Annotated in this window: 6 protein-coding genes; 5 read left to right on the forward strand and 1 reads right to left on the reverse strand. The window is 72.0% G+C overall.

Annotated features, from left to right (window positions below):
* Positions 1-62 precede the first annotated feature (62 nt).
* Genes C229_RS0115170 through C229_RS0115185 form a run of 4 tightly spaced genes read left to right on the forward strand, consistent with a single transcriptional unit; the run spans position 63 to position 9,053 of the window.
* Entirely contained in the window at positions 63-1,559 is a 1,497-nt protein-coding gene (locus C229_RS0115170; protein ID WP_205624489.1) for a PD-(D/E)XK nuclease family protein, read from the forward strand.
* A complete protein-coding gene (locus tag C229_RS0115175) occupies positions 1,556-2,641 on the forward strand; it encodes a pPIWI_RE_Y domain-containing protein (protein WP_018655934.1) in 1,086 nt (361 codons plus the stop codon). The genes C229_RS0115170 and C229_RS0115175 overlap by 4 nt, the downstream gene beginning before the upstream one ends.
* Complete coding sequence (locus tag C229_RS0115180) at positions 2,634-6,158, forward strand: pPIWI_RE_Z domain-containing protein (RefSeq protein ID WP_026313819.1); 3,525 nt, start codon at positions 2,634-2,636, stop codon at positions 6,156-6,158. The genes C229_RS0115175 and C229_RS0115180 overlap by 8 nt, the downstream gene beginning before the upstream one ends.
* A 3-nt stretch (positions 6,159-6,161) precedes the next feature.
* On the forward strand, positions 6,162-9,053 hold the full coding sequence (locus C229_RS0115185) for a pPIWI_RE module domain-containing protein (protein ID WP_018655936.1): 2,892 nt from the start codon (positions 6,162-6,164) through the stop codon (positions 9,051-9,053).
* A gap of 5 nt (positions 9,054-9,058) precedes the next feature.
* Here the strand turns inward: C229_RS0115185 and C229_RS0115190 are convergent, their stop codons facing one another.
* The gene (locus tag C229_RS0115190; RefSeq protein ID WP_018655937.1) at positions 9,059-11,914 is read right to left on the reverse strand and encodes an NB-ARC domain-containing protein; all 2,856 of its coding nucleotides are present in this window, start codon (positions 11,912-11,914) and stop codon (positions 9,059-9,061) included.
* 118 nt (positions 11,915-12,032) lie between these two features.
* On the opposite strand from C229_RS0115190, the gene C229_RS0115195 reads away from it, so the two are divergent.
* Positions 12,033-13,190 (forward strand): hypothetical protein, encoded by a 1,158-nt coding sequence (locus C229_RS0115195; protein WP_018655938.1) that lies wholly within the window; start codon positions 12,033-12,035, stop codon positions 13,188-13,190.
* Positions 13,191-13,196 lie beyond the last annotated feature (6 nt).

Consider the following 13,196-nt stretch of genomic DNA (forward strand, 5'->3'; position numbering starts at 1 on the left):
TGATCCGCGTCAGCGCGACGGACGCCGGTTCTACTGGCTGCCCCCAGGCGTTGGCGTTGAAAGTGCGCCCATCGCCCCACGGCCGTCCCCGCACCGGCTCGCCGTTGCAGACCTTCGCGCTGGGCCCCCTCATGGCCGCCCTCGATCGGGTCGAGTTCGGCGGACAGGACGAGGACGCCGTCGTGGAAGAACTCCGGCGGACCCGAGGCACGTTCGGCTCGCGATCCGCTCCCGCCCATGACGGTCTCGTCTCCTGGTCCGTCGAGGCGTTCCGCAACTACCGGGCCGCCTGGCACGCCCAGCAGGCCGCGGCCGCGGTTCCCTGCCGACGGCCGGTGCGGTCCGAGTGGAAGGTCGTGCACCGCCGCGACGCTCCCGACCACCGCGGTGTGCGCCGCTACGAGCAGACCTGCTGGGGACGGCGCTACCAGTCCGACGACGGCTCGGTCCGGGAGATATGGCTGCTCGGGCACACCGTTCCGAAAGAGCGTCCGCCGGTCGTCCGCGCGGCGGCGGCGAACGTCGCCGCCTTCGGCGGATCAGGGACTCCGGACCGGGTGCGCGTGATCGTCTTCGGGGCGGCGTCACCGGTCGCGGAACCGGTCCTCGAGTGGACGGCCGACGAGATCCGGCGGCGCGCCCGCGACGAGGTCGCGCCGCGTCTGATCGAGGTCGTGGACGACACCGCGCGCCGGACGGGCGGTGACTGCGCGCGCTGCCCGCAGACGTCCGACTGCTCCGCGCTCCCGGCGGGCGACCTGCTGCCGCACGTCCCCGCCACTGGCGGCCCAAGGCGGTCGCTCTCCGTCACCGACCTGCGCTACCACCATGACTGCCCGGCGCGTTATCACCTGCTGATGCAGTTGCACATCCGCGACGCCGGGCCGGCCGAGAGCCTGCCGATCCTCGTGGGCCGGGCCGTGGACGCGGCGTTGCGGGATCGTCATGGGGCCGGTTCCCCCACTCGCCGGTGTTCGCCGGAACAGCCGATGGACGCAGCCGTCGCAGCGCTGCCTGAGGACGGCCGGAGTCCGGCGGCACGGATGCTGGCGCGGCATTCGGCGTTCTGCCCCTATCCCGACGTGGACGAGGACGACGGTGCGGCGCGCGATCTCGTCGTCGTCCACGACGAGCGGCTCGGCGTGGTCTTCGTCGCAGCGCCCGATCTGCTCTACCGGCGTTCCGGCGGCTGGGTATGGCGGGAGACCAAGACGTCGTCGCGCGGGCTGCGGCGTGATCTTCCCCTGCTGCGGCAGTTCCCGCAGCTCGCGCTGGCGGTTCTGATGCTGGCCGCCGGGGCGCTCGGCGGTGAGGTGACCCGCTCGCGAGTCGAGTTGGAGCACCTGCGCCCGGACGGCTGCGCGCTGGAGGAGTGGAACCCGGACGATCCGGACGTCGTGGCGGAGGCCCGCCGGATCATCGGCGACCTCGTCGTCCCGTTGCTGGCCGACGCGGCGTTCGAGGCGACGCCGGGCCGGGCCTGCGGGAGCTGCGAGGTTCGCCGGTGGTGTGCGCCGGGTGCGCGGCACGTGCTGCGTGCGGAAGGTCCGACGGCGTGAACGACGAGGCGTCGCACGAGCGGGTACTCGGCGCGGTGGCGAGCGCGTTGGTGCGTGTCGATGAGCTGCGGAACCTGACGGCGTTCCGGATGCCGTATCCGGACGAGATCCAGGGCGCTCTGAATCGGATCGTCCTGCATTGCCTGCGTCAGCGTGCGCGGGCGCCTGGGTCGGTGCCGGAGATGATCCGCTGGGGATATCAACTTCCGCTCGGCGACTGGCCGTTGCGGCTGCCCGACGCCGTCTACCCGGCGGACGGTCTCCTGGTCGACGACGCCTCGGGAGCGCCGACGGCCCTGTGCCACGAGATCGCGCTGTGCGCGGAGAGCGGCGATCCGATCCGCGCGGCCGCGCAGCCGGTGACGCGGCTCGCGATCCTCGCCGCCGAACGCAACCAGGCCGTGGCGTTCAGTCTGCTGCGCGAGGTTCTGGCGACGCATCCGATGCTCACCAACGATGCGCTCAACCGGGTGGGGTTCGACCGTCGGCTCGGTGAACTGGGCGAGTATCTGGGCGACTTCTACCGTCCGATCGGCCCGGAGTACGCCGCAGGGGACGAGGTCTACCCGTGCGCGTGCTGTGGAACGCCGGTGCGCCGGACCTTCACGGAGACCTGGTGGTGCGAGCGGGAGGAGTGCGGCGACGAGATCTTCGTCGGCGAGCCGGTGGACTGGGACGCCAAGGTCCGGCTACAGGGCGACAGGAGACACCGGCAGTTCGTCTCCGGGCCGGACCGGGCGGTGCTGCGTGTCGCGGACGTCCTGTCGGTGCCGGGGGTCGCGGTCACGCGCTGGCCACCGCGCGGACCCGGCGGCCTGCGGGTGGACGTACCGGGACGTTCGTGGAACGCGACCCTCGTCGATTGGCACAACCCGGCACTGCTCGGCCGGGCGATCGCAGCGGCGTCGGCACTCGACGGTGTCAGCCCCGTGACCTGGGTGGTGGCGCAGTACCGGGTCGACGCGGACCCGGACTACCTGCACGTGGTGCGCGATCAGACCACCCCGCCGAGCGAGACGCCGCGGGTGAGCTCGGAGGAGGAGTTCACCACGATGGTCCGTGAGGAGAGCCGACGTGCGTAGCGGGCGATGGTACGCGGAGCTTGCCGCGGGACTCGGGCACGGGACGCCGCGCGTGCCGCTGGAGGTGCTGTGCCCGGTGGAGCTGGGTCTGACGCTGCTGCGGCGGCTCGACGAGCGGCAGCCGCCGACGTCGGTCTGGGCGCTGCTGGGCGGCTATCCGTTCGCCCAGGCGGCAGGGCTGGCCCGCACGCCGGAGCAGCAGTGGATGATCACGTGTGTCCGGCACCGGCTGTGGCCACTGCGCCGGCGGGAGGCGTGGGTCCAGGCGCTGCGCGACTACCGCGCGCTGGACCCGAGCGTCCGCGCGTTCCGGCTCGCCGCGGATCTCGGCTCGTTCGAATGGACCGGGGCCACCGCGCTGACCGGCCGGTTCGACGTCTACGAGAAGGCGTTGGAGACGCTGCCCGACTTCGTGGAACGGCCTCTCGCACCGGCCGAAGCGGGTGACCACTTCTACTTCGACCGTGACGAGCGCGTCGAGGTCACCATTCCCGACGACGTCGCGGACCGGCCGGAGCCGTCGCCGCCGCACGACCTCACGACATCGACGCCGACGAACGGCGCCGCGCTGGAGGTTCCCTGGACGGAACTGGAAGAGGCGGCGGCGTGGATGGACGGGCGCGCGGCGCCGGGCGAGCGCGCCAACTGGTGGGAGAGCGTCCACCAGACCCGGCTGCTGGTCCGCGGCTCACACGGAGGCGACTTCCTCCCGGGCGAGGCGCTGCGGCTCGACGGGCTGCTGCACGCGGTCGGCATGGTCGGGGTGGGCAAGAGCACGCTGATGAAGGTGCTGGCCGTCTGGGCGGTCCGCCGCGACCAGCCGCTGCGGATCACGCTGGTGGTCGGAGACGTCGCCGAACAACTGCGCACGGCGGAGGAACTGCGCGGCTTCCTCGGCGACGGGGCGGTGGTGCCGGTGATCGGGTCGTCCACCCGCGAGCAGCACGTCGAGGGGCTACACCGCAGGCTCGCGGGGCGCGGGCACCTGCTGCTGGCAGGGCACCACGAGGAGCACGGCTTCGGCGATCTGAGCACCGCCTGCCCGCTCGACGCCCTGCGCGGGGCGGAACGACCGGTCCGGCCGGTCGACGCACCGTGCTCGCGGCTCTACGCCGCGACCGGCGAGCCCGACGACCGGCGGCGCCCCCGCCCGTCCGGTTGCCCGCTGTGGCACGCCTGCCCACGGCATGGCGCCGCGCGGGCCCAGGTGGACGCGCGGGTGTGGATCGCCAACATGGCGTCACTGGTCATGAGCCCGGTCGCCCCCGAGCTGGGCGGGGTGAGCCTGCGGCAGTTGGAACTGGCCTGCCTGCGCAGCGACATCATCGTCGTGGACGAGGCGGACCGGGTGATGATGAATCTGGACCTGATGTTCGCGCCCACGGCCACGCTCGTGTCGCGGGGGCCGCACTCGTGGCTGGACACCCTGCACACGCACAGCATCAGCGAACTCTCCCAGGAAGGACGCATTCAGCTCTCCGACCGGAGGGTGCGGGACTGGGAGGTGGCGCTGTCCGTGGTCACCGGCGCCACGAACCTGCTCTACGCGATGCTGATCGCGAACGAGCGCCTGCGCGAGTGGGTGGGGATCGAGTATTTCAACTCCTGGACGCTCCAGGCGAAGCTCCTCACCGAGCTGTTCCGCACGGACGATCCGCCGCCCAGCGGCGAGCGGGCACCGGCGGGCGCCGGTGACGGGCCCACGTCGTCGCGTGCACGGATGGAAGCCGCGTTCGACCAGTTCCGCGACGACCCGCTGGGCGATCAGGGCCCGTACGAGTCGGTCGCCGACCGCCTCGCCGCGGCGACGCAGGACCTGCTGCACACGCTGAACCCGCTGTCCGCGGCGAAGCGGCTCGACTCGGTCCTCGATGAGCTACGGGCGATGAAAGCGGACGCCGCGCCTGAACCGGACGAGGACGCCGCGCAGAGCGCCGAGCCGGGTCCGGACGACGAGGACGTCCCGTTCGCGAGCAAGCTGGAGTTCACCCTGCTGCTGTCGGCCCTGCACCACCGGCTGGACCGGCTGACCTACCTGTGGCCGCAGGTCGAGGACGCGATGCGGCTGAACTCGGCGGACAACGAGCTGGTGCGCCGCCCGCCCATGGACTACATGCCGCTCGTACCGGAGTCCCCCATGGGCAACGTGCTGGGATTCCAGTACGTCGTGGACGAGCGGGAGGCGGCAGCCGAAGCCGTGACCGGAACGCTGCGGTTCTTCCGCTGCACCGGGGTCGGCCGGGAACTGCTGCTCTCCCTCCCCTCGCTGGGCGCCGACACCGCTGCGGGGCGCGGCGGGCCGCACGTGCTGCTGCTGTCGGGCACGAGCTGGGCCGGGACGTCGACCCGCTCGCACGTCGTCGCACCGGTGGGAGCCGTCCTGGGTCCGTCGGCGGAGGCCAGGACGCGGCTGCGCAACACCGTGTTCAGCACGGGTTTCTGCTACGGCGACGACGGTGAGCCGATCAGCGTCTCCGGCCAGCCGCGCCGCGTTCAGGCGTCGTTGCTGCGCGCCGTGGTGGACCGGCTCGGCAAGCCGGGACCGCACGGGATCTCCCCGCTCCAGGAGGAGATCAACAACGTCGAGGACCCGCGCCGGCGTCGTGCCCTGCTCCTGGTCAACAGCTACCAGGACGCGCGGTCCGTCGCCGACCAGCTCAACGCCATGCCGGACTGGCAGGGGCACGTCAAGGCACTCGTGGCCGACGACGCCGACGTCACCGAGGCGGTCGGCGGCGCGGACGACGCCGTGCCGGCGGGCACCGTGCGACGCGGGGAGGTGGGCCACCTCGCCACCGACGCCATGCTCCACGTGCTCGTCGCACCGTTGCTCGCCGTCGAACGCGGGCACAACATCCTGAACAGGAACCAGAACGCGGCGCTCGGAGTGGCGCTGCTGCTCACGCGCCCGCACCCGGTCCCGACGGACGTCGGCCTGTCGGTCCTGGCCATCAACGACTGGGAGAGCCGCGTCACCCGGGGCCTGGGCGTGTCCGGGGCCGAGCCCGCGTCGCTGAGTGAGCTGACCGCCGCGCACGCCTCACTCGACGCCGCCGCCCGTGCCTTCCGCACCTCGGCGCGCAGCGAGTGGGGGCGGCTGCTCACGCGCCGGTACGCGTACTCCGCGCTGAGCAAGGAGGAGCTGCGATCCTTCGCGTGGGACCAGCTCGTCGTCCTCTGGCAGGTGATCGGCCGGCTCGTCCGCGGCGGCGTCGCCGCCCGGGTGGTGTTCGTCGACGCGAAGTTCGCTCCCGGGCTCGCGGCGGCGAAGGCGCCGGGCGCCCGGCCGACGACCGTACGGCGCGACAACGCCAAGACCAGCCTGCTCTACAACATCCGGGACGTCCTGCGCCCCTACCTGGCCCCGTTGCCGGACGACGCCCCGGTCGATCCGGCGGACGCGCAACTCGCCACTCTCCTGTACGAGCCCGTGTACCTGGCGCTGTGCGACCTGCTCGCCCACGTCGACCCGACCGATCTGGACGATCCCGGCTCCGGCGACGGGGAGAGGGGCTAGAGCATGGCCGTGCCCTACGACGCGATCCGCCGGGCGGCGTACGAGCCCGCCGACGATGGCGGCGACCGCACTGCGGGCTTTCACACGCTGGAGTTCCCCGAGCGGATCACCGAGCATGTGGTCGACCTCTGCAACCTCACCCGGCAGGGCCGCATCCGCGTCCTGCTGCCGCCGACCCGCCGGCTGGACGCGCTGCTCCAGGCGCTGGACGTGCGTCTGGCGGTGCTGCCCCGTCCGGTCGCCTCCGAGGCGGGTCCGCGGACCTGGCTGTACTGCCCCGTGGACACGGCGGGCGAGCCGCTGCCGGTGCCCGTCCTGCTGCGGCTGCTCGACTACTGGATCGAGGAACTGCGTCCCGAGGACGAGCATCGGGACGCGGTCGAGCGCGTATGCGACGCACTGCGTGAGCAGTCGCCCGTCTGGCGGCGCGAGGACGTTCCGCTGCTGCGGTGCGGCGTCGGTGACGGCGGGACCGCGCAGCCGTCGGGCCTCCAGTACCTGCTGGCGACCCAGCACTTCGCCCGGCGGATTCAAGAGCTGCCGCCCTATGATTCCGGCGAGCACGTGCTGCGGTTCCGCTCCGTGGCGCGCCGGTCCCGTCAGCAGGGCGCGGAGCTGATGTCCCAGCCGCTTCCCCACGACGACGCGAGCGGACGGCGCTGGTGGTTCTCGGTGTGCGCGACCGTCACGCTGCACACGGTGCCGTTCCATCCGCGCCCCCGGGTCCATGTGCATTTCGGCGTACGCCGGTGGGCGACGCGCACCGATGCGAAGACGGGGTCACTCCGTCTGGGTTACCGCAGGGGCAGCGCGGTCTACCTCCGCCCGCTCGAAGCGTGGCTTCCCGGCGTCCCGCCCGGCGACCGGTACAGCGTGGCGTACGTGGTCGGGAACGGGGACGGGCACGCGTGGCGTGGCGGCGATCCCGCGAAGCTGATGCGGCGGCTGGCCATGCGCGCGCGAACGTTCCCGGAACCGGCGCAGCTTCTCGGTGACCCGGAGCGGTGGTTCGACGGTGAACGGGGGGTGGACGCGTTCGTCGTGCACAGCACCCACATGGGCGAACACGGCGTCGGGGCGGGATTCATGTCCCATGAGCGGTCCCGTCTGGTCGCGTGGGCCGAGCAGGCGTTCGGCCCGGAGCTGGTCCGGGCCGCCGACCTCACGCGGTCGCGGCTGCCGGCGGGCAAGCCGCTGAACGCCCGCCGGAACGGGTCTCCGGAACGGACCGCGGCGACCAAGGCCGCCCTGGGGAGCGCGCGGCGTGCCTCGCTGGCGAAGCTCTACGCCGAATGGTCCGGAACGACCGAGTTCACGGCCCGGTTGCTGTGGCGCACCGAGAAAACGCGGGACGCGGCTGTCGCCGCCCTCACCGCCGCGCTCGGCCTCGACGGGGACGGCGGCGCGGGCGAGGTGAGCGTGCGGGACCACGACCGCAGCGGCCGCGGCCACCCCGTCGTACTGCGGTGGCCGACGGACGAGTTGATGGTGACGTTGCGCTGCCTGCGCCTGGACAACGGGCTGGCGGACGGCCTGGGGGTGCCGCCGCGTCCGGCGCGGGGAAGGGCCGACCGAGCCGTCCGCGCGGTCCGCGAACGACGCGCGGACATGGGCGAGTTCCTGGCCGAGGACGGGGCGGACACGGCGGTCCCCTCGGTCGCGCTCGTGGAGATCGCGGGCAGGTCCGCGTACGGCGAGCTGAACGACCCCAAGTTCGCACTGCGGCTCGGCGCGGCGGGAAGCGGCGTGCTCACCCAGTTCGTCGTCTCCCCCGCGACGGCGCAGTCCAGCGAGGCGCAGTCCAGCAAGACGCTGCCCTCCGCGGCGGAGTCGGCGTGGCTCGACGCCCTCCGGCAACTGGGCGCCACCGTCGTGCCACGCACCGACGTTCCCGCCGGGCTGCCCGAGGATACCCAGTACCTCGCCGTCTGGACGGCCACGAAGGCGCGCGGCAGCACCGCCTACTCGGCCAAGGGGAAGTTCCCGATCGCCGTGCTGGTGCGTCCGTGGGCCGACGGGCCGGACGCCGTCCTCGGCTGGGACCCCGGGGCGGTCACCGAGAGGGGCGCGTGGACGGCGTACCCGCGGTTCCTGGGGCGGTTGCCCGTCCTCGCGGCCGTCTCCGACCGGGACCTGGCCGATGTGCGCGACCCCGACGAACCGTGGTTCGACTGGTCCCGGAGTCGTGACGATCAGCGCGCGAGGATGGAGGAGTTCCTGCAACGGGTCCTCCACTCGGACCACGTCCGGGGCCGGCCCACGGTTCTGCTCGTCGACGCTCAGAACATCCGTTCCCTGTGGACGTGGGTGCAGGACGGCCAGGTGAGACGAGACCTCATCCGCACGGGCCAGGCGCCCGCCTTCCCGCTGTACCCCTGGCTGCGGCTGGTCCGGGTGCGCACTGCGGACCAGCGCGAGACGCCCCAGTGGTGGGGCCTTCCACGTCGTGAAGGCGTCGTCCACGGCCTGCCCTCCAACCTCTGGGTCGGCGGTGAGGGGGCGGGCAGGGTCTTCTACAGCACGGCGCCGAAGGCCTCGACCGCGTCCGGCTCCGCGGTGGAGGCGCACAAACTGAATCGCCGGAGGATTCGCAAGGGCGACCATGCCGGTGAGTGGACCATCGACGTCGACCGCCCGGCGTGGAACCCCGGCCTGGTGGAGATCGCCGTGCTCGGCTGCCACCCGGGCGACGGCGACGATCCACACGCGGTGGCGATGGCCGTCCACCAGTTGCGGCAGGCGCCCGACTACCGCGACGTGCTCGGCAGGCCGCTGCCGCTGCACCTCGCGCGGAAGGCGCAGGAGTACATCCTGCCGATGCGGAACGCGCGCGACGAGGACGCACCTGGCGGGGAGCCACCGGACGAGGAGATTCCCGGGCCGCCCCAGGACTGAGGGGGTCAGGCGGGGTCTCGGGTCACCTCGTCCCTGCGACGTCGCGCTGCCTCGAACGCCTTCCTGTCCTCGGGTTTGACCTCATGCGTGCCGCGCCCCAGCCCCTCGTACAGGCCCATGAAAGCGTCCAGCGCGGCTCGTTCGTCAGCGGCGCGGCCCGCCGCCCGGTAGGCCCTGGCCAGTCCGGTGAGCACCTGCGCCTCGTTGGGTGAGGCGCCGGAATCGACGTAGCAGGCGCGGGCCGACTCCCCGTGTGCGACGGCCTGCGCGTGATTTCCCACGCGCAGGTGGCATTCCATCAGGACGCGATGGAGAGCACCCTGGTTGTAGGGCGTGCTGGCCCGCGTCATCAGGTCGACCGCGAACGCCTCCTTTTCTAGCGCGCTTTCGATCTCGCCGCGCTTGAGATGGCAGTTGATGATCGTGGGGAGGGTCGCCGCGATGCCCCGCTCGTCTTCCAACTCCTCGTAGAGCCGACCAGCGGTCGTCGCGTGGTGCAACGCCTGCTCCCACTGGCTCATCTCTTCTTGGAGGACGCCCATGTGCTGGTGGCCGTGGGCCGACTCGAGCGAACTGCCGATCCCCTCGGCGAGAGTGATCGACTTACGCAGACTGACCGCTGCGAACTCGTACTGTCCCAGCTTGCGTCGCAGATTTCCCACCATGCGGCTGCACACCGCTTGATAGCGGTCTCGATCCCGTGGGTCGAGCAGGTCGCTCTTGTCGATCTCGCACGCCGTCTCCAGGTGACGCGCTGCGACGGACCAGGCGCCACTACGCGTCTGGTAAGAGCACAGGGCGAGTGGCAGCCGCCACCGGTAGGGCTCGAACGAGCGGAAATCCGGGGAGTCGAGCACCGCGAGCACGGTGTCGTGCTCGCGGTCGAACCACTGGCGTCCCGCGGCATCGTCCTCGGGCTCTGGCAGCGGTGCGCTCCCCTCCGGGAGCAGGTCGTCGGGGAGCTCCCGGCCCGAGCTGAGTGCGCGATCGCACTGCCGGGCGGAGGCCAGCAGCCATTGCAGCAGCCGCTCCCGCACGGCGTCCACACCACCGCCCGACCGTTCCTCGACAGCACGTTCCAGCGCGAAGGCCCGGACGAGGTCGTGCAGTTCGAACCGCCGGTCGGGCGACTGGTACAGCAGATTGCTGTACAGGAGTTCGTCGGTGGCCTGGCGCGCCACCTGCTCCGGCGTACCGGAGAGGTAAGCGACGACGTCGAGCGTGATGGTCGGACCGGGATGAATCGCGATGACGTGCAGCGCCGCGGCCGCTTCGGGCGACAGCGGGGTGTAGGACAGGCTCAGCGAATCACGCAATGCCGTCTCCCCTTCGGACGTCACGCCCAGCAGTGCCTTCTCGGAGTCCAGCCTCGCCAGAACGTCTTCCAGACTGTCGTGCCGGCGCCAGCGGACATGTCCGGCGACGTGCCAAGCGGCGAGCGGCATCCCGTGGCATGTCTCCATGAGGGCACGGGCTGCGCTCCGCCCGGAGTCGACCCGTGCGGCGCCGACGAGCTCGCGCAGCATGTCCAGGCATCCGTCGAGCGTGATCGGGCCCAGCGGCAGGACGCGAGCCCCCTCGGTCATCGCGCGGCCGGCCACGTCCGTGCGGGTCGTGATGACCGTACGGCTGCGTCCGCTCGCCGCCACGAGATCCGCGACGTGCCGATGGTCCCGGGCGTTGTCGAGGACGACCAGGAGGGCGCGCGTGTTCACCGCCGTCCGGTAAGCGGCGAGCAAAGCGTCACCGCTCCGCTTCGTACCCGAGATGCCCAGTGCCTCGACGAACATCGCCAGCACCGCGTCGCGGTCCATCGGAGCACCCACTGGGGAATGACCCCGCAGATTCGCGTAGAGAACTCCGTCCGGGAAGTGTCCGGCCACGCTGTGCGCCCAGGTCACCACCAGTTCCGTCTTCCCCTGGCCGCCCAAGCCGTAGACGGTCATGACCCGGACGCCGCTGTCAGGTGAGAGCAGCTCTTGGAGCGCGGTCAGGGCGTCATCGCGGTCCCGCAGGCGAGCCCGGATCGCGGGCAGCTGATGTGGCAGTCGCAACGGCGCCACGTTCGCCACTTCACGTGCGCGTTCGCAGAACGCCTTCAGGTCGGCGCGCAGCGAGTCGATGTACTCATCCCTTTCAGCCTCCAGATCCCTGCACTCCGAGGCGACACGCCGACCCTTCTCGGCTTCCAGCTCGGCGATCTTCGAAGCGGTACGCCGCTTCGCCTGTTCCTCCCGCCTTCGCTGATCGTCGATCAACGTCTGAATTCGTCCGGTCTCCGCCCACAGGTGCCACAGCGAACGTCGGATCTCGTGGTCGTCACCGAACAGCCGGTCTGCGTGTTCCGCGTGCTCGATGGCCTGTTCCGCGCCTTCCAGTTCCGCGCAGATCCGGATGAGGTCGAGGAAGGGCTTGCGGCTCTGCCGCCGGATTTCCAGAACCTCGGTGAAGACGAGTTGCTGGTCCAGGTCGGACAGCGGCGGTCCGCGCCACAGCTCCGCTCCCGCCAGGAGGGGACCGTATTGCCGGTCAGCGGGCAGCCCGCTGATCTCCTTGAACTTTTTGCGGGACCGCCAATAGTCCACCTCGGACGTCTGCAGCCCCAGCTCCAGCACCGATCGCTCGTGCTGGCGGACGATGTCGAAGCCCGCCGCCTTCCGCAAGGCCGACCGGTAATAGCGAAAGGTGGCCTCGGTGATCGGCCCCAGGCGTTCGTCCAGGTCGGTGTAGGTGGCCTTGCCGTCGCTGACCGCCGCGATCGCCAGCACGGCGAGCAGCCGGGGTTGCAGCGCCGTCGGTTCGCCGTTCACCAGCAACCGCACGGGGCCGAGGATCTGGAGGTCGACCGTGCGCGCGTCCATCGCGTTTCAGTGAAGCAGAACATCCGCCCGGGCGGGGCGCCCCAACGGTTTCCTCACGCTTTCTCCACATCCGGCCGAGACGCTGGTCAGCAACGGATCGAGTGCCGAGGAGGACACGATGGGGACGACGAACTCGCGCCGGCTCGCGCCGTGGTGGACGGCCGCGTGCGGCGTGCAGACGTATCCGGTGCGCCGCGTGGTGCTGGTCGTGGTGCACAGCGTCGCGGCGGGCGAGCGGCTGATCGCCGCCGTGCGGGCCGTGGAGGGCGTGGCGGGAGTCCAGGTGGTGTTCACCCGGCCTCCGGGACCGCCGGATGACCGGGTGGCGGAGTTCCTGGCCGCCGCCGACGCGCTCACCACCCCGTGGGACCGCGCCGCGCGGGAACGGTTCGACCTGGTGGTCGCCGCCGGTCCCGCCGGGGTGGGCCCGTTGCCGGGAGCGTTGCTGCTGCTCCCGGAGGTGTCGCCGGACGGCGAGGTCGTCGATCACCACGGACGGCGGTGCGTTCGTGCGCTCGGCGACCTGCTCCGCGGGCGCGAGGGCCGCGACGACGTCGTGGTCGTCGGGCTGCCGCACGGTGGTGCGGTCTCCAGGCTGGAGAGGGCGGCGCCGGACGTCGGGCGGTGCGCGGTCGTCGTTGGTGACCCGGTGTACGACGCGTTGCTCGGAGCGATCGTCGAGCGGGACGGGCACCGGGAGCGGCAGGGCGTACGTCTCGGGCGGCGGCTCGGCGTCGTGCTCTCGTCTCGGGGATCGGGCTCGTTGCTCGGCCGGTCGCCGGCGCTGCTCGAACGGATCGCCGCCGAATCGGCCGTCTCCGGGGACCGGTGGGTCTGTTACGTGCACCCCGACGTGTGGGTGCGGCACGGCAGGCGGCAGGTGCTGGCGTGGACCGGAGCCGAGGCGCGTGAGCGGGTGCGGTTCCTGCCTCTCGGACAGGGCTGGCAGGGCCCCGTCGCGGCGGCGGACTTCGTCATCGGCGACCAGGGCACGGCGACCGCGTACGCCGCGGCCGCCGGGAGGCCGGTGTCCCTCGCCCGCCCGGCTCCCGCCGCCGGCCGGGGGTCGCTCGCCGAGGCGGTCGGCCGGTATGCCGCGATTCTCGATCCGGCGGCGCCGCTGCGCGCACAGCTCGACCGGGCGGCGCGTCCGAGCGCCCCGGTCGCTCGACGGGTCACCTCCGTCCCGGGCAGGTCGGCCGGGGTGCTGCGGATGGTGTGCCTTTGCCTGCTGGGGATCACCGACTCGGCTCCGCATCGGGCCGAGGACGTCTAGAGGGGA

This window comes from Actinomadura flavalba DSM 45200, from assembly GCF_000374305.1.
Classification (GTDB): Bacteria; Actinomycetota; Actinomycetes; order Streptosporangiales; family Streptosporangiaceae; genus Spirillospora; species Spirillospora flavalba.